Genomic DNA, 17525 nt, shown 5'->3' with positions numbered 1-17525 from the left:
AGTGTAACCAAGGCTTAAGGGTCCGGCCAACTGAACAAAATTCATGACGCCCATTGGCATTGTGCATAAATCGTCAACATTGACGCTAAAACACACAAATTTCGACTTTTCCGCAAACACTGCCATGCTAGACTCTAATCAATGATGGCACAGGATAGGTGCCGTAGAATATCAGCCGGAGCTGAGCGTGAAAATTCTGACCTCACCAGAAACCATGCAGTCTAACCCCAACCTCGCGGTGCTGGGGTTCCGGCGCCAATTGGTTTACCACTTACACTTCTGGGCTTTTATCGCCGTCGTCCCGCTGATTCTGATTCAATGGGAGCATGGCAACCACTTACTCGCCGCTTTTTTAGCTCTGTTCTGTGCCAATGCTGTGCTCGTTATTGGGTGCTTACGGCTGACCGGCCGTTACTTTCTGAAAGGCTGGCTGTTCCCCATTCTGGCGGTGGTTTCCGCCGCCTATTCCACAGCAATTAATGGGCACGCAGGCCTATACTGGGCCTATCCAGCCGCCATCGCGTTGTTCTTCCTGCTTCCTCTGAAAGAAGCCGGTGCTTGCAACATCCTGTTTGTCACGGTCATGTCGGTGACCTCGTTCCTGAAGTTTTCAGAAGCCGATTTCTGGCGCATCACTTTCTCGCTGGGTTTGAGCTGTGTGTTTGCCATGGTATTTGCCTGGCTGGTCGGGCGCATGCAACAAGAACTGACAAAGCTGGCCACCACTGACCCCCTGACCGGCTGTCTGAACCGCTCCCAACTCGCCGACATTCTGAACAGCCAGATCCAGATGCGCGAACGCTACGAACGGGTTTCAAGCCTGGTACTGGTAGACCTGGACTACTTCAAGGTGATAAACGACCAATGGGGCCATCTGGCGGGTGACAAGGTGCTGAAAGAGCTGGCGCTGCGCATTCGCAAGCGCCTACGGGAGAACGATCAACTGTTCCGCATCGGCGGCGAAGAATTCATGATTGTGCTGCCGGAAACCCGCCAAAAGGATGCCGACACCTTGGCCCACCAATTGTTAAGCAGCATCAGCGCCACGCCGTTTCTTGAAGACATCCGGGTAACCGCCAGCGCCGGTGTGGCCGAAGTCAGTCAGGGTGAAACCTGGTCAATCTGGCTCAACCGGGCCGATCAGGCGCTGTATACCGCCAAACATCAAGGCCGGAACCAGATTGTAAACGCATCGAAACCGCACGCGGGGGTGTCAGCAACGGTCGAAGAAGAACCCTTGCCTCCGATCAGCAAAGGCGGCGAAGTGGCTTGATATGCCGGTTCGGGTATTAAACGGTTTTTCGGAACTCACGGTAGGCCGAGAACACATCCCAAGGCTTCTCAAAATGCGGGTAATGCCCCACCCGCCTGAGGCTGACCACATCTGCAGATGGCACCAGCTCACGATAACGTCTGACCATGGCTGCACCCGATACCGGATCTGCCATACCTGAAACCAGTCGTATCGGTTGGTCTGCATGCTGCAACGCACCCACCCACCGATTACGATGGCAACGGCGCTCCTCCATAAACTGGATGAGGTCGTGCAGAATGCCGCGACCGTTGTTGTAATTCAGCAGATGCCAGAAATCCAACAGATCGTCTCTGTCGGGCTGATTGTCTGCGCCAAACAGTCGCCGAAAACTTCTCTCAAACGTCGCTTTGGTCAGACCCCGGCTGATCAACCCACCCAGCGGACTCTTCAGTACTTTCTGAATAAATAAGGGGGAGTGCACTTCGGGAAAGAGGCCGCCATTCAACAAACAAACGCTGCTGATCCGAAACCCCAGGGTGCCTTCCTGATCTCTGGCAAGCAGTTCCTGCACCACAGAGGTGCCATAGTCATGAGCCATCAGGTGGACTTCCGGCAACCCTAGCCCTTCCAACCAGCCCTGAACCAAATCGGCCTGATCTTCAATGCTGTAACGATAGGATTGCGGCTTATCGGAAAACCCGAAACCTAGCATATCCAACGCCAATACCTGATAGTGCCGAGTCAGCATCGGCCAAAGCCGGCTCCAATCCCAACTGGCCGACGGGAAACCATGTAACAGCACTAACGGTTCGCCTTGGCCTGCCATACGGCTAAAAACGGCATGGCCACCATAGCTGAACCACTTTCCCGTTTGTTGCCATGCCTCTAACGTGGCAGCCGTTTCACTCGCTCCTGCCATTTCCCCCGCCATAAACTGCCCCATGATTTGCCCCGACACCCCCTGTGAACAAATCACTTTAGTGCAAAGCACCACCACTAGCCACTCTGGCACCCCGTCTCCTTGCTCTTCTTAAAGCCCTCGAAACGGCCTAAATCATGGAGGTGAAGCGCGATTTGCCTTAAGCTTCACACTTTGACAGGCACACTATCGGGAACCACTATGTCTCTACCTCTTGATGATCTCACCGGCCATTACCACGCGATTCTGGAAGGCTTGGGGGAAAACCCCGGCCGCGAAGGCCTGATGGACACCCCAGCCCGTGCTGCAAAAGCCATGCAGTTTTTAACGCGCGGCTATCAACAGGACCTGCAGAGCCTGGTGAATAATGCGGTGTTCGAGTCGGCCATGGATGAAATGGTGGTGGTCCAAGACATCGAGCTCTACAGCATGTGCGAACACCACATGCTTCCGTTCATCGGTAAATGCCACATCGCTTACTTGCCTCAGGGCAAGGTTCTGGGGCTCTCCAAGTTTGCGCGCATCGTAGACATGTACGCCCGTCGCTTGCAGATTCAGGAAAACCTGACACGGCAAATTGCCGAAGCCGTTGAAAGCGTAACCGGCGCAAAGGGTGTGGGTGTCGTGATCGAAGCGCAACACATGTGCATGATGATGCGCGGTGTTGAAAAGCAAAACAGCCGCATGAAAACCTCGATGATGCTGGGTCAATTCCGCAAATCACAAGCAACCCGCAGCGAGTTCCTGACCCTGATTTCGAGCAACCGCGGATAAATTTGGCACATTACCCTACTTAGATTGGCGTTTTTGGCTGCTGGAAAACCGTCATGGTTGCGACAGGATAGACTGGTACCGGCTAACAGCAGCCCCCGATCATTGCTTGCGACCCCAGCAGCCTGATCGGATAAACGCTGCTCCGGCGTTAGCCTTCACTGTTCAGGAGCTGCCATGAGTTCACTAAAAAATAAGACCATCATCATCACGGGTGCCAGTCGCGGGATAGGCCGAGAAGTCGCGCTGGCTTGCGCTGCAGAGGGTGCCAATATTGTTATCGCGGCCAAGTCTGATCAGCCCCACCCGACACTGGACGGCACCATTCATTCTGTTGCCAAAGAAGTTGAAGAAGCAGGCGGCCAAGGCCTGGCCATCAAAGTGGATGTCCGAAGCGAAGAAGACATAGACAACCTGATCGCCAAAACGGTTGAAACCTTCGGCAGCATTGATGGCATCATCAACAACGCAGGTGCCATCGCCTTATCCGGTGTTGAATCTACGCCACTGAAAAAGCTCGACCTGATGATGCAGATAAACTTCCGCGCGGTGTTTCTGCTCAGCCAAAAAGCACTGCCGCATCTGAAGAAGTCTGAAAACGGGCACATTCTTAGCTTTTCCCCACCCTTGGACCTCGACCGCAGCTGGATCCGCAACCACGCGCCCTATACCTTGACCAAGTACGGCATGTCGATGTTGACCTTGGGCATGTCTGATGAATTCAAGCGCTACGGCATTGCCGTCAACGCCCTGTGGCCACGCACCGTTATTCGTACTGACGCCATTGCGTTCGCCGGTAAGGAAACATTGGATCGGGCCCGTACACCGAAAATCATGGCAGATGCTGCCCTCGCCGTATTGAAAACACAGAATCGCGAGGTGACCGGTCAGCTGCTCATCGACGAAGATTTCCTGCGCACCCAAGGCGTCGACGATTTCGAGCATTACCGGGCGAATCCGGATTACAACAAAAAAGACTTGATGCAAGATCTCTTTGTGCAAGCACCCGATGCGTATGTGAAAGGCTCGGTGCCGCCCCTTTCGGGCTGGCCTGCTGACGAGTAAAACAACTAACCGCGTCGTCACGAACACGACACCGCTGTGACGATGCGGTTACCCCCACTTGAGACGATTCTACATGCCCCTGCTCAGCCTTCGCCGTGAGGATCGCGTCGCGATCCTTTCCATGGACAATGGAAGCAACACCAACAATCTCGCCTTCGCACAGCAGCTTTTGGCCCTGCTAAACCAAGTCGTTGATGACAAAACCTACAAAGCACTGATACTGACCTCAAGCAACGAGAAAAACTGGAGTCAGGGCATTGATGTCAGCTGGTTACTGGGCAGCATCCAGAAGGGAAACAGGGACGACGTAAAAGCTTTCTTGTCCACCATGGATGAGATTTACCGCGTCATGTTGCAGTACCCCATGCCGATTATTGCCGCCATCAATGGCCATACCTTTGGCAACGGGGTTGTGATTGCCGCCGCCTGCGACTTCCGGTTTATGCGCAGCGACCGGGGCTACGTGTGCTTCCCGGAGGTCGACATGAACATTCCGTTCCTGCCTGCCCTGATCGACGTAGTTCTCAAAGCCATGCCACAACACACCTTCAACGATATGGTTCTGACCGGGCGGCGCGTGACCGCAGAGGAACTCGCTGGCGCCAGGTTTATAGACCGAACCTTCGATTCAGTTGATGCCTTGAACGATGCCGCATTAGAGTTTGCAAGAAGCTTCAAAAAAGGTCGCGCCATTTTTGCCGAGCACAAAAGGCGTTTGCATAAACCGGTGCTCGACGCTCTGGCGGACAAAAACCCGCCGGTCATTGAGGCGCTGGACATTCTTTTGTAACCACGCCATCGCAATTTCAAGGAGAACACTTGTGCCTATTGAGAACGATCAAGGCCTTCGAGACATTCTAACCAGCGTTCGCACCATTGCCTTGGTCGGTGCCAGTGAGAAAACCAGCCGGCCATCCCACGAAGTGATGGAATATCTGCAACGCCAGGGCTACCGGATCATTCCGGTGAATCCGCGACTTGCGGGCAAACAGGTGCTTGGCGAAACCGTTTACGCAGATCTGGCCTCGATCCCGGAACCGGTTGATATGGCAGAGCTGTTTCTCGCCCCCGAGCGCACCGATGCGGTCATCGATCAGGCAGTCGCCGAAAACATTCCGGTGTTATGGCTGCAAATCGGCGTGATTAATGAAGCCGGAGCGGAAAGAGCCGAGCAAGCCGGTTTAAAAGTGGTTATGGACCGCTGCCCAAAACGGGAAATTCCCCGGCTCAAGATTGCCAGCTAAACCGGGCTACTCTATTCTGAAAAGAATTCAGAATATGTGAGCTGGTGTATGTCGTTCAAAGATCACCCTGGCAGCGGGCTGGTGCCCCCCACCGACCCCGGTCGCACAGGGGCTCGAACAGAAACGTTCTTGCACAGGGCTCGCATTCCTGTCGATTTGTTGCAGCTCGGCATGCGTGTTGTGCAGCTGGATCGCCCCTGGAACGATGTACCGGTGTTATTTCAGGGTTTTACGCTATCCACGCCCGGTGAAGCCAAGGTTTTACGCCAGTATTGCTCGTGGGTTGTTGTGGAAGATGAGGAATCCAGGCTGGCCCCGGTGCTCAGTAAAATCCCCCAGCTTCGGCAAAAAACCACCGAACCCTTGCCGGAAACCCGCACGCTGGAGCAAGAGTTCCCGCGTGCGAAAGAAACCTGGCGCCGAACCCAGACCTTTGTCGACAAAATTACCGTCGATATCATCCAGAACAACACTCTGGAGCTGGGCGATGCACGTACCATGATTCGGTCGTGCGTCGAGAGTGTTAAAGCCAACGCCAGCGCCATGCTCTGGATGGGGCGCATCAAAAACCGGGATGCGTACACCGCCGAACACTGTCTGAGGGTGGCCGTTTACGCCATCGCGTTCGCGCGATTCCTGGGCATGCCGGATGAAGACATCGAGACTGCCGGTATGTGCGGCCTGCTGCACGACTTGGGCAAGCTAAAGGTGCCCAGCGCCATCCTCAACAAACCCGGCCCGCTAACGCCTGATGAATACGTCATCATGCAGTCACACACCACCCACGGTTTTAACTTGCTCAAGCAAGATGAAAGTCTGGAGCCCATCATCCGCGACGTGACGCTGCACCATCACGAACGTGTGGACGGCAAAGGCTACCCGACGCACCTGCCTGAATCACAAATCAGCCGGTTTGCCCGTTTGATTTCCATCGTCGATACCTACGACGCAATTACCAGTGACCGCTGCTACCGGGACGGACGATCCCCGGCCGAGGCGCTTAAAATTCTGTACCAGAACCGCGGCCAGCAATTCGATGCCGATTTGGTCGAAACCTTCATCCGAATGATCGGCATTTACCCTCCCGGCACCCTTGTGGAGCTGAACACCGGCGAAGTCGCTTGGGTCGTCAGCACCCACCCGGGGCGTAAGCTCAAACCCAAAGTTGAAATTATGCTGGATAAAAACAGGCAGAGAATGACACCATATATTCTTGACCTGAGCCTACAGACATCAGAAGATGGAAACGTTCGTGAAATTCGTACCCCACTGCCTGACGGTGCATACGGAATAACTATAAACGAGCGAATTCACAACTAGCGACTCACGATAGAAAGGACTCTGCCGTTACCCCTAGGAATACGTCAAGGTAAACTCGGAGCAGAGCGTGACCCCAGCACAGCGCACCATGCCGTTTGTAACGCGCGTCCTAAGAAGCCCCTTATTTGCGGCCGTCATCTTTTTAGCTTTTTTCGCTTTAGCCTGGGTGCTTCGAGCCGGCCTGATTCAAAAAGATACCGATCAAATCCAAGCCAATCTGACCAACGAAGCCCGGGCTCTGGCCAACAATCTGGAGCGAGAGTTTTCGGTACAGGCTGGCGCCCTGGGCCGCATGGCCAAACGCATGAGCAACAACGTTTATCCATCCGAAGCGGTTTGGCAAGCGGATGCCCACACCTACCTCAACGACTTTGGTATTTACCAGGCCATCGAGTGGATTGATAAAGATTTCATCATTCGATGGCTCGAGCCCGCTACCGAGAACCGGAATGTTGTGGGGTTCAACGTAGCCTTTAACGAACAGCGGCGCCGAGCGCTAGAGCACTCGGCTGAAACCGGCGAGCCGGACACTTCGGGCATCATCGATCTCCAGCAAGGTCCGAAAGGCATTGTGACCTATCACCCCGTTGGTCAGGGTTCGGAGAACAATGGTTTTATAGCCGGTGTCTTTAAAATGCAGGTACTGGCAAAGCAATTGCTGACGGCACGCATCATCGACCAGTTTCAAGTTGAAATCCTGCAACGCGGTGAATCCAGCTACGCCCTGAACACCTCGAGTGATATCAGCGCAGCGTTTCGCGAATCCGTGCCGGTTAACCTGCCCTCGCTGGATTGGCAGCTTACGCTGAGCCCCACCATGAACTGGGTCGAAAACCAACGCAGCCAGTGGCCCAGCATCACCTTCGTTAGCGTAATTTTCATGGGCGCATTGGCCAGCTTAACCACACTGTTGTGGCAGGTGATCTTTAAACGCACCAACACCCTGCTCAGAACGCAGCTTGAATTGGAACGTCAGGTCGATGAGCGGGTCGCGGTGCAGGTCGATCTGGAGCGTTTGGAATCGACGGACACCTTAACCGGCCTCGCCAACCGTCGCTTTTTCATGCAAGACCTGGCTCACACCCTGAACATAGCCGATCGGCAGTTGCGCCAGGTTGCCTTGGTGATGATTGATCTTGACCGCTTTCAGCTTCTTAACGATACCCTGGGCCACCAATTCGGTGACGAGTTGTTGATCAAGGTTTCGGAACGGCTGAAGTGCCTTAGCAGCGAAACCATTCTTGTCGCCTACTCGGGTGGTGACGAGTTTATGATTTGCCAACAGCAGATGGACGACATTGACGATGTCATCCATCTGCTTGGCGAGATCAAACAGTGCTTCGCTGAGCCTTTCGAGGCCATGGGGCAAGTGCATCAGATCACCGCCACCATGGGCGTTGCCGTGTATCCCCCAAGCGGCCAGGATGCCGACACTCTGCTCCGCAATGCGGATATTGCTCTTTACCGGGCCAAGGATCAGGGCCGCAATACCTATCAGTTCTATACCGAAGGTATGCAAGAGAAAGAGATGATGCGGTTGGAGCTCGATAAGGATCTCAGCGAGGCCCTGGCGAACGATGAATTTGTTCTGTATTACCAGCCTCAGTTAAATCTCGACACGGGTGAGATCAATAACGTGGAGGCCCTCATTCGCTGGCAGCATCCGACTCGCGGCTTGTTGTCACCGGTCGAGTTTATTCCGTTGGCGGAAGAGAGTGGGCGCATTACCGAGATTGGCCGGTGGGTGGTATTGGCTGCGTGCCGTCAATTGGCTCGCTGGAAAGGGACCCCCTGTGAGCACTTGCGCATTGCCGTGAATTTATCCGGCCGGGAGCTGGAAGATGCCACTTTGGTTGATCACGTACGGGATGCTCTGGCGGCAGAGAATATTGCCCCGAACATGCTTGAGCTTGAATTGACTGAAGAGATTTTCATTCAGAACATCGCCCAAAATCGCAGCCAGCTGTCGCAGCTGCATCAGTTGGGCACGCGCTTGGCGATTGATGATTTCGGCGTGGGTTATTCGTCGTTGGGTTATCTGCGGGATTTCCCGGTGGACTTGCTGAAGATTGACCGGTCGTTCATTACCAATGTGACGGAGCGGCATGATGATGCGGTGATTACCCGGGCGGTGATTAATCTGGCCCACAACTTGGGTATTCAGGTGGTAGCTGAAGGTGTGGAAACGGAAGATCAGCTGCATTTTCTGCAGGCTCATCGGTGCAATCTGGCACAGGGTTATCTGATCAGCCGCCCGATCCCCGGTGCGGAATTGGAGAAGGCGATCCGTGAGGGTGCGTTGTTTACCGGTCAGCCGGCCACTTCCGAATTGTAATTAGAGCACCGGCGCTGCAAACTTTGTGGTCTGTCTTTCTTTGAGTGTGATGTCTATGTCTGCCAGGTATTTGTCTTCGGAGCAGGATGCGAAGCTGCGCCGCTGGGAGCGCTGGAACCGAAACTATTTCATTTTTGCGTTTTTTGCGCTGATTCTGGTGCTGGTGTTCAGCAGTCAGTTGGGGATTTCGTCGGGTGATGACTGGGGTGGCCTTGGGGTGCTTCTGGTGGTGCTGGTGATTCCGATCATTGTGTTGCAGTTGCGGCTGGCTTGTCCGGCGTGCGGCACGAAAATTGGCTGGCAGGCCAAGTTGATGGCGCCGGATCAATGTAAGTCTTGTGGTGTTTTTCTGCGTTCTAAGAACTCTTCTTCCTGAAACCTTTGACCTGTGAGTGGGTCATAGGTTTTAAGATTCTGCTATAAGTTTGGGAGATCGCCGTCTCGGTGTGGGTGGCGCTTCCGAAAACCGCTGCCAGTACATCCTTGTACGCTTGTCTCCGCCATCCTTGGCTCCGAACATTTTCGGAAGCGCCACCCACACCAAGACTCCGCACCTTCTGACGGGGCATCTCTTCCGCCCATGAACTTACTGGGGGATTCAGCATCATGAAAGTCAAAGAACTCGCCACCGCGGCCGATGTCACCCCGGATACGGTTCGGTTTTATACCCGGGAAGGTTTGCTGCGGCCCAGTCGTAATCCGGACAACAATTATCAGTACTACGATGCCGAGGATCTGCGGCGATTGCGGTTTGCCCGGAAGGCTCGGCAGTTGGGTTTTTCGTTGCCGGAGATTCGGCAGATTTTAGGGCAGGCAGACGAACATCATTCCCCATGCCCGATGGTTCGGGATGTGTTTGAGCAGCGGTTGGCGGAAGTGGAGCGGGAGATTGCCGAGTTGCAGCAGTTGCGCACCCGGATGGTGTCGGCGTTGTCGGCGTGGCAGGAGATGCCGGATGGTACGCCGGACGGGCATACGATTTGTCGGTTGATTGAGCATTGGGACGATCCTGCGACTTGTTCAGGTAAGGAGCATTGAGTTATGAGCGAAGCATCTGGTTTGAGTACCGCTCTGAGTATTTCCGGAGCCTCTTGTCAGGGTTGCGTGAAGAAAATTCGTAACGCTCTGGAGCCGTTGACCGGAGATACCGATCTGGTTGAGGTCGATCTGGAGGCGCAAACGGTTGCGCTGCCCGAGAGTGTCGATAAAGCCGAGGCTGCGAAGATTGTGTCGGATACCGGGTATCCGGCGGAGCCAATCGCGGCTGGGGAGCCCTCGTCGGGCTGTTGTGCATCGAAGAAGAGTGACGCCTCTGAAGAGTCGTCAGTTCAGTCAGAGCAAACCGAGCCCAAAGGTGATGCTCAAGCCGCATCAGCCGAGGCTTCCAGCGACGAACAGGTGCTTCTGGCGGTGACAGGGGCCACCTGTGCGTCCTGCGTGAGCACCATTGAGAAGGCGCTGTTGTCGGTGCCCGGGGTTTCTCATGCCCACATGAATCTGGCCGACAATACCGCAACCGCCACTGGCGCTGCGGATTCCGCCCGTTTGATTCAGGCCATTGAGAGTGCGGGTTACGGGGCCAGTGAGATCGAGGATGAAGACGCCGCCGACGATCGCAAGCAAGCGGAAGACAAAAAGCAGTATCAAACCTTGCTGGTCAAGATGGCCATCAGTTTGGGGCTGGGTATTGCCCTGATGGTTTGGGGCATGGGCTTTGGCTCGATGACGGTGTCCGACGACAACCAGATCACCTGGCTCAATCTCGGCATCCTGACGTTGGGCGTGATGATTGCGACCGGCGGGCATTTTTATACCGGAGCCTGGAAGGCGTTCAAGCATCACAACGCCAATATGGATACCTTGATTGCGCTGGGTACCGGTACAGCGTGGCTGTATTCCATTGTGGTGGTCAGCATTCCCGAGGCGCTGCCGGAGATGGCGCGGCATGTGTATTTTGAAGCGTCGGCGATGATTATCGGTTTGATCAATCTCGGACAGGCTTTGGAGCTGCGCGCCAAAGGTAAAACCTCGGAAGCGGTGCGGCGGCTGTTGGATCTTCGGGCGAAAACCGCCCGGGTGATTCGGGACGGCGAAGAGCAGGACATTCCGGTAGAAGACGTTCAGAAAGGCGATCGTATTCGCGTTCGCCCCGGGGAAAAACTGCCGGTGGACGGCGTGATCGTGGAGGGTTCTACTCGTATCGATGAGAGCATGCTCACCGGTGAACCCATGCCTGTGAACAAAGCCGACGGTGATGAAGTCTCCGCCGGCACTTTGAACACCCACGGGTCGATTATTTACGAAGCCACGCGGGTAGGTAGCGAAACCGCGCTGGCGCAAATTATTAAGCTGGTGAAGAAGGCTCAGGGCTCAAAACCGGCGATCGGTCGGCTGGCAGACAGGATTTCAGCGGTGTTCGTGCCCTCGGTCATGTTGATCGCGGTGGCATCGGCACTGGTCTGGTACAACGTTGGGCCGGACCCCGCGGTGGTACACATGATGGTCGCGGCTACTACGGTATTGATCATCGCCTGCCCGTGCGCACTTGGTTTGGCGACACCGATGTCGGTGATGGTGGGCGTGGGCAAAGCGGCGGAATACGGCATTCTGATTCGTCAGGGTGATGCCCTGCAAACCGCCGGCAAGATTGATCTGGTGATTCTGGATAAAACCGGCACTATCACCGAAGGCCATCCGGCGGTGACCCGAGTCCACGCGCTCGACAGCGATGAAGACAAACTGTTGGCACTGGCCGCAGGGCTGGAACAGCACTCGGAACACCCTTTGGCAGAGGCCATTGTTGCTAAAGCCAAAGAGGACGGCGTTGCTCCCGAAGCAGTCTCCGGCTTTGAAGCCCTCAACGGCAAAGGCGTCCTCGGGCAAGCCAACGGCCAAACCCTTCGCTTGGGTAACCGCCGCTGGCTGGAAGCCGAAGGCTTATCCATTGATAGCCTGTCTGAGGCCGCGAAAGGCATTACCGACGAAGCCGGTACGCCGCTGTATCTGGCACTTGGCAATAACGTGCTCGGTGTGATCGGTGTTGCCGATGCCATCAAGCCCGATTCCAAAGCCGCCATTGAGCGCCTGCATGACTCCGGCATTAAAGTCATGATGGTGACCGGCGATATCGAGGCCACCGCCCGCGCTATCTCCGACGCAGCCGGCATCGACGATTTCCGCGCAGAGGTGCTGCCGGAAGACAAAGCCGACGTGGTGAACGAGATGCGCAAGCAAGGCTATACCGTAGCCATGGTTGGTGACGGCATCAACGACGCACCCGCTCTGGCCGCTTCCGATGTCGGCTTTGCCATTGGCACCGGTACCGACGTGGCCATCGAAAGCGCCTCGATCACGCTGATGCGCGGTTCATTGCACGGCGTGCCCGATGCCATTGAGATTTCTCAGGCCACGGTCGCCAACATTCGGCAGAATCTGTTTGGCGCCTTTGTCTACAACACGCTGGGTATTCCCGTGGCGGCAGGCCTGCTGTATCCGATCTGGGGCATTCTGATGAGCCCGATTCTGGCGGGTGCCGCCATGTCACTGTCGTCCGTAACCGTCGTGTCTAACGCCAACCGCCTGCGGTTATTCAAAACCAGTCAGAAATCCGTTCAACACAAGGAGCCGAACTCATGACGACTTTTCTGGTCAATATCAGCGGTCTTGCGCTCATGGCCGCCATTGTGTGGTGGTTCTGGCTGTCCGGTTCAGACAAAAACTCCACAGATAACCAACATCACCACTGAGGTAACCACCATGAAAAAACACACTCTGGCCTTCGGCCTGATGGCCGCTCTCGGATTTTCAACTACCGCCCTAGCCGGCGGCGCGGCCCCAAGCGTTCACGTGTACAAATCCCCGACCTGCGGCTGCTGCGGTGATTGGATCGACCACCTTGAAGAGAACGGTTTTGACGTAACCGCCACCAACAGCAACGACATGGGCAGAATTAAAGCCGAAGCAGGTCTACTTCCCGGTTTGGGCAGTTGCCACACCGCCATCGTTAACGACTACGTGATTGAAGGCCACGTGCCGGCTGATGACATCAAGCGTTTACTCAGCCAAGCGCCCAAGGCCACCGGGTTGAGTGTACCGGGCATGCCGGCCGGCTCGCCGGGTATGGAAATGGGCGACCGAAAAGATCACTACAAAGTGATTCTATTCAACGAACAAGGCCAAACCCGGGTGTTTGCCGAACATAACTGATTGCTCGATTACTGCGGTTGAGGCTTCAGAGCCTCAACCGGCCATTTCTTAGACGAAAGCCCCGCCGACAAATCTGACTCACACTGGCAGAACCGTTATACTTCGCAGCATCATCCATTTTAAGCCCAGGTTACTTCTTCATGCTCAATGCCGACGCTCTCAATCAGTTGCGCCAGCTGAAAACCGATATCAAAGAAAACAAGGTGGTCTTCCCCGGAACCGTTAAGTCCACCAACGGGCGTTTTGGGTTCGTTGCCCTCGATGAAGGCCGGGACGTGTTCCTCCCTCCCGAGGAAATGCAAAAAGTACTGCCGGGCGATCGGGTAAATATTGTTGAGCAGGAAGCCGACAAAGGCAAAACCCAAGGCGTTATCGACGAACTGCTGGAATCGAACCTGAGCACCTTTGTGGGCCGCTATCTGGTCAAAGGCAAAGGCCACTTTGTGGCACCGGAAACCCCGGGCATCAATCGCTGGATCTATATACCGCCAAAAGAGCGCATGGGCGCAGAGCCAGACGATTTCGTGTATTGCCAGATCCACCGTCACCCGATCAAAGATGGCAAAGGTCAGGCGAAGGTCTTGCGCATCATCGGTAAAACGGGCGAACCGGGTATCGAGCGCGCCTTCACTCTTGCCAACTTCGACCTCGCCGACTCCTGGCCCGAGAAGGTGCAGCTGCAGGCTGACGGCCTCTCGGAAGAAAGCATCACCGGCCATACCGATAACCGGGAAGACCGCACTGCCGAGCCCTATGTCACCATCGACAGCCCGGGCACCCAGGACATGGACGATGCGCTCAAGGCAACGCCAAACGCTACCGGCTGGACCCTGTCGATTGCGATTGCCGACCCTACTGCGCTGATCGAACCAAACAGCCCGGCCGAGCAAGAAGCGTATAAGCGGGCCACCGCCATCTATTTCCCCGGCGAGCCCCTGCCCATGCTGCCCGACAGCATCAGTACCCGCCTGTGTTCACTCATGCCCGACGTACCTCGGCTGGTCTTGGTGTGCGATCTGCAAGTGAACAACGATGGCAGCCTTGGTGAATACAGTTTCCATCAAGCGGTTATTCGCTCCAAAGGCAAACTCAGCTATGAGCTGGTTGCCCATCTGATTGAAGGCCGGGAAGACGAAGACATCAACGCCTTGCCAGACGACGTCAGCAACAGCCTGGATCAATTGCATCAGGTCGCCACAGCCCTGCGCAAATGGCGTTCTGAACACGCGCTGCTGAGCAGCGACCGCCCGGAATTCCGTCTGCGTCTGGATGAAAACCGCCGCATTCGCCTGATTGAGCCGTCCGTGCAGAACGAAGCCCACCGTTTGGTGGAAGAATGCATGGTCGCCGCCAACCGCTGCGCTGCTGACTTCCTGGGCCAACAGGGCAAAGGGCTGTTCATCCAGCACCCCGGCCTGCGGGACGACCGGGCCGACAACATCCGTAAATTGCTGGAAGGCTATGCACCGCAGCTGGCTGATATCGACGCCAGTACCGCAGACGGTTTCAAAGCGTTGATGAAAGAATGTGAGCAACTGGACGCAGAAGTTCCCGTGAAAGCCATCCTGTCACGCCAGTTGGCGCGAGCGGAACTGAGCGCAGAGCCTGCACCGCACCAAGGCATGGGGCTGGCGGCGTACACCACCTTCACCTCACCGCTGCGTAAGTTCTCGGATTACTACGTGCACCGGCTGATCAAAGCCGCGCTTTGGGATGCGCCCATCACCCCGCTGAACAAAGACCAGCTGGAAACACTGCAAGCGACTCAGTTCAAGGCGCGCCAAGCTGCCAACTCACTGGAAACCTGGCTGAAAGCCGACTTTGCCAAGACGCTTACGGATGAGCCGATGGAAGGCATCATCAGCCGCACGGTACCGGCTGGATTCTTCGTGCGTCTGGATTGCAACGGTCTGGAAGGTTTTGTCAGCTGCCGGGACCTGGACGGCAAGTTCAGCTTTGATCCGATCACATTGCGCCTGGTGCACAACAAAAACGGGCGCATCTTTCAGATCGAGCAGCGGGTCACCGTCAGCTTTGTCGGTGTGGACGACGAGCGCAGGCAGATCAACTTCAAACTGGTCAAGGCCGAGGAAATCACTACCGGCCAAAACAACGAGGGCGGTTAATACCGCCCCGTTTTACTTCTCCAGCATTTGGGTCAGGCGGGCGTCTTTCGCCTGCCAGATTTCGCCCAACCAGCTCTTCATGTTCTGACGATGCTCGGCATCGTTGGTATAGTCACGACCGCTCAGGTGCTCAGGAATAGTCTGGGTTCGAATATCCATCCGGATTTCAGGCACCTTGCCGCACAGGAAATCCCAGAAACTGGGTGCGCCTTTCGGGTAAGCGATGGTGACATCCACCAGCGTTTCAATGGAATCGCCCATGGCATCCAGCACAAACGCCGCACCGCCCGCTTTGGGCATCAGCAAGTGCTGGTAAGGTGAATTCTGTTTGTCGTGTTTGGTCTTGGTAAAACGCGTGCCTTCCACAAAATTCATCACGCTGACCGGGGTATAGCGGAATTTCTCGCAAGCTTTGCGGGTGGCTTTCAAATCCTCACCGCGCTTTTCCGGATGCTTGATCAGATACTCTCGGGTATATCGCTTCATGAACGGGAAATCGAGCCCCCACCACGCCAGCCCAATCACCGGCACCCAGATTAACTGCTGTTTCAGGAAAAACTTCAGAAACGGTGCTCGGCGATTAAATACCCGCTGCATGGCGAAAATATCCACCCAGCTCTGATGGTTGCTGAGCACCAGATACCAGCTTTCCCGCTTTAAATTGTCGGCACCGGTCACCTGCCATGCGGTGTTTTGAGTGAGCTTCATCCAACCGGTGTTACACGCCACCCAGGATTCCGAAAGCCAGATAATCAACTTGGTGCAAAGCACGCGAAAACCCTGATGGGGGATCACCAGCTTTAACAGTGCCGGGATATACAGCAGCACACACCAGAAAACCGTGTTAATGGCCAGAAGCAGGGAATTGATGACACCGATAAGCGGAGCAGGCAAAAAACTAAGCATGGAGGTCCTGTTTTGATTATTGTCGCCAAAAGATGCGCCATCATAGCAATCCGCGGCGGCCTTGGGCAGTGGCCAGACGTGACCCGTTCGCCGGCACGAAATGACAAGATCGCCATGGACTGAATAGTAATTCAGCCTTACGCTAAACGCATTCTGACTCTAGAGCTCCACGGAACCCCCTATGCTTAAGCCACTGAAGCTTGTCGTCAACACGGCATCCAACCTGTCGCAAAAAAGCAGGCACTACGCCAGCAACGCCTTCGATCGCATTTTTAAGGCCACCAGTTTGGTACAGGCTGGGCAAACGCCGTTCGAAACCCTGCATACCAATGGGCTCGTCAGCCTACGTTACTACCCACCGCTGGAAGAGGATGCCATTGAAATTGACGGCATGACGGTCCCGGTCGAACCCTCAACCCACAAAACCCCGATCGTGATCATTCCACCCTTGGCGGTGAACATGCTGATCTACGACCTGCTCCCGGCCCGCAGCCTCGTGCGCTTCCTTCGTGCCAAAGGCTTTGAGGTGTATTTAATCGACTGGGGTATCCCGCAACGGGAGCACACCCACTACAACCTGCACACCTACGTTGCAGAACTGCTGCCCGAATACCTGAACCGCGTACGCGAACACAGTGGCGAACAAGAATTGTCGCTGCACGGCTGGAGCATGGGCGGTATGTTCACCATGTTTTATTCGGCGCTCAGCCAAGACCAGCACATTCGCAACGCCATCGTGGTTGGCCTACCCATCGACAGCCACGCCTCCGGCGTTCTCGGCTTGATGTACCAGCGGCTGGCGGATATTTCCGGGGCGGTATACCGGCGCACTGGTTTCCACATCCATAAAGTAAAACCGCACTGGTTCCATACCCCCGGTTGGGCCAACACCATTGGTTTCAAACTCTCGAACCCGATCGGCAGCGCCATGGGTTATTGGGAATTATTAGTGCGCTTGGGCGACCGCGAATTCGTCACCAACCACGCCACCACCTCGGCGTTTCTGGACAAGATGGTGGCCTACCCGGGCGGTGTTATTCAGGACACTCTGGTTCGGGTCTGGATTGATAACCAGCTGGCAAAAGGGCAAATCCAGATTGGCGATGATTTTGCGCGCCTGGAAAACGTCAACGCCAACCTGCTGGCCATCGCCGGCGAAAGCGACACCCTGGCAACACCTGAGGCCGCCAAACGCATCATGGACCACGTCAGTTCTGTGGATAAAACCTTCAAGGTCACGCCCGGCGGACACATGGGCATTCTGGCTGGCAGCAAAGCGCCGAAAGCCAGCTGGCTTGAATTGGCCGACTGGCTGGCCGCACGCTCGGACTGAACTGTTGGCGGAGTCTGGCATAAGGGTGCACCGTGACAATCCGGG

Annotated in this window: 14 protein-coding genes and 1 pseudogene; 13 read left to right on the top strand and 2 right to left on the bottom strand. The window is 55.5% G+C overall.

Annotation, left to right across the window (positions count from 1 at the left end; genetic code table 11):
- The first annotated feature begins 187 nt into the window (after nt 1-187).
- Complete coding sequence (locus MWU64_RS05340; protein WP_247062171.1) at nt 188-1273, top strand: GGDEF domain-containing protein; 1086 nt, start codon at nt 188-190, stop codon at nt 1271-1273.
- Between the two features lie 16 nt (nt 1274-1289).
- Here MWU64_RS05340 and MWU64_RS05335 read toward each other — a convergent pair whose 3' ends face one another.
- Nucleotides 1290-2198, bottom strand: a complete 909-nt coding sequence (locus MWU64_RS05335; RefSeq protein WP_247062680.1) for an alpha/beta hydrolase — start codon at nt 2196-2198, stop codon at nt 1290-1292.
- Nucleotides 2199-2375: 177 nt separating this feature from the next.
- Between MWU64_RS05335 and folE the strand changes: the two genes are divergently transcribed.
- From folE to MWU64_RS05280, 11 genes and pseudogenes are all read left to right on the top strand, one after another.
- A complete protein-coding gene (folE, locus tag MWU64_RS05330; RefSeq protein ID WP_247062161.1) occupies nt 2376-2948 on the top strand; it encodes a GTP cyclohydrolase I FolE in 573 nt (190 codons plus the stop codon).
- A 174-nt stretch (nt 2949-3122) separates the two neighbouring features.
- Nucleotides 3123-3944: pseudogene (locus MWU64_RS05325) on the top strand (NAD(P)-dependent oxidoreductase); the annotation flags it as partial.
- Between the two features lie 139 nt (nt 3945-4083).
- Nucleotides 4084-4800: an enoyl-CoA hydratase/isomerase family protein gene (locus MWU64_RS05320; protein ID WP_247062159.1), complete on the top strand. Its 717-nt coding sequence runs from the start codon at nt 4084-4086 to the stop codon at nt 4798-4800.
- 31 nt (nt 4801-4831) lie between these two features.
- On the top strand, nt 4832-5254 hold the full coding sequence (locus tag MWU64_RS05315) for a CoA-binding protein (protein ID WP_247062157.1): 423 nt from the start codon (nt 4832-4834) through the stop codon (nt 5252-5254).
- A gap of 48 nt (nt 5255-5302) precedes the next feature.
- Nucleotides 5303-6574: an HD-GYP domain-containing protein gene (locus MWU64_RS05310; RefSeq protein ID WP_247062156.1), complete on the top strand. Its 1272-nt coding sequence runs from the start codon at nt 5303-5305 to the stop codon at nt 6572-6574.
- Between the two features lie 88 nt (nt 6575-6662).
- Complete coding sequence (locus MWU64_RS05305; RefSeq protein ID WP_247062678.1) at nt 6663-8909, top strand: EAL domain-containing protein; 2247 nt, start codon at nt 6663-6665, stop codon at nt 8907-8909.
- 55 nt (nt 8910-8964) lie between these two features.
- Complete coding sequence (locus tag MWU64_RS05300; protein ID WP_133007051.1) at nt 8965-9285, top strand: hypothetical protein; 321 nt, start codon at nt 8965-8967, stop codon at nt 9283-9285.
- 230 nt (nt 9286-9515) lie between these two features.
- A complete protein-coding gene (locus MWU64_RS05295) occupies nt 9516-9947 on the top strand; it encodes a MerR family transcriptional regulator (RefSeq protein ID WP_247062154.1) in 432 nt (143 codons plus the stop codon).
- Nucleotides 9948-9950: 3 nt separating this feature from the next.
- The gene (locus MWU64_RS05290) at nt 9951-12545 is read left to right on the top strand and encodes a heavy metal translocating P-type ATPase (protein WP_247062144.1); all 2595 of its coding nucleotides are present in this window, start codon (nt 9951-9953) and stop codon (nt 12543-12545) included.
- 120 nt (nt 12546-12665) lie between these two features.
- On the top strand, nt 12666-13115 hold the full coding sequence (locus MWU64_RS05285) for a DUF411 domain-containing protein (protein ID WP_247062142.1): 450 nt from the start codon (nt 12666-12668) through the stop codon (nt 13113-13115).
- 140 nt (nt 13116-13255) lie between these two features.
- On the top strand, nt 13256-15241 hold the full coding sequence (locus tag MWU64_RS05280) for a VacB/RNase II family 3'-5' exoribonuclease (protein WP_247062139.1): 1986 nt from the start codon (nt 13256-13258) through the stop codon (nt 15239-15241).
- A gap of 12 nt (nt 15242-15253) precedes the next feature.
- Here MWU64_RS05280 and MWU64_RS05275 read toward each other — a convergent pair whose 3' ends face one another.
- Nucleotides 15254-16147 (bottom strand): acyltransferase, encoded by an 894-nt coding sequence (locus MWU64_RS05275; RefSeq protein ID WP_247062137.1) that lies wholly within the window; start codon nt 16145-16147, stop codon nt 15254-15256.
- A 181-nt stretch (nt 16148-16328) separates the two neighbouring features.
- On the opposite strand from MWU64_RS05275, the gene MWU64_RS05270 reads away from it, so the two are divergent.
- Nucleotides 16329-17480: an alpha/beta fold hydrolase gene (locus MWU64_RS05270; protein WP_247062135.1), complete on the top strand. Its 1152-nt coding sequence runs from the start codon at nt 16329-16331 to the stop codon at nt 17478-17480.
- The last annotated feature ends 45 nt before the right edge of the window (nt 17481-17525 follow it).

Origin of the sequence: Marinobacter sp. S0848L (genome assembly GCF_023016065.1) — a bacterium.
Taxonomy (GTDB): Bacteria; Pseudomonadota; Gammaproteobacteria; order Pseudomonadales; family Oleiphilaceae; genus Marinobacter.
Note: the sequence above shows the minus strand (reverse complement) of the source record. Positions and strands in the feature narration are given on the sequence as shown.

Excerpts from the sequence above, each read along its gene's own strand:
- MWU64_RS05335 (WP_247062680.1), bottom strand. The coding sequence starts at position 2,198 with ATGGGGCAGTTTATGGCGGGGGAAATGGCAGGAGCGAGTGAAACGGCT.
- folE (WP_247062161.1), top strand. The coding sequence starts at position 2,376 with ATGTCTCTACCTCTTGATGATCTCACCGGCCATTACCACGCGATTCTG.
- MWU64_RS05320 (WP_247062159.1), top strand. The coding sequence starts at position 4,084 with ATGCCCCTGCTCAGCCTTCGCCGTGAGGATCGCGTCGCGATCCTTTCC.
- MWU64_RS05310 (WP_247062156.1), top strand. The coding sequence starts at position 5,303 with ATGTCGTTCAAAGATCACCCTGGCAGCGGGCTGGTGCCCCCCACCGAC.
- MWU64_RS05305 (WP_247062678.1), top strand. The coding sequence starts at position 6,663 with ATGCCGTTTGTAACGCGCGTCCTAAGAAGCCCCTTATTTGCGGCCGTC.
- MWU64_RS05300 (WP_133007051.1), top strand. The coding sequence starts at position 8,965 with ATGTCTGCCAGGTATTTGTCTTCGGAGCAGGATGCGAAGCTGCGCCGC.
- MWU64_RS05295 (WP_247062154.1), top strand. The coding sequence starts at position 9,516 with ATGAAAGTCAAAGAACTCGCCACCGCGGCCGATGTCACCCCGGATACG.
- MWU64_RS05290 (WP_247062144.1), top strand. The coding sequence starts at position 9,951 with ATGAGCGAAGCATCTGGTTTGAGTACCGCTCTGAGTATTTCCGGAGCC.
- MWU64_RS05285 (WP_247062142.1), top strand. The coding sequence starts at position 12,666 with ATGAAAAAACACACTCTGGCCTTCGGCCTGATGGCCGCTCTCGGATTT.
- MWU64_RS05280 (WP_247062139.1), top strand. The coding sequence starts at position 13,256 with ATGCTCAATGCCGACGCTCTCAATCAGTTGCGCCAGCTGAAAACCGAT.
- MWU64_RS05275 (WP_247062137.1), bottom strand. The coding sequence starts at position 16,147 with ATGCTTAGTTTTTTGCCTGCTCCGCTTATCGGTGTCATCAATTCCCTG.
- MWU64_RS05270 (WP_247062135.1), top strand. The coding sequence starts at position 16,329 with ATGCTTAAGCCACTGAAGCTTGTCGTCAACACGGCATCCAACCTGTCG.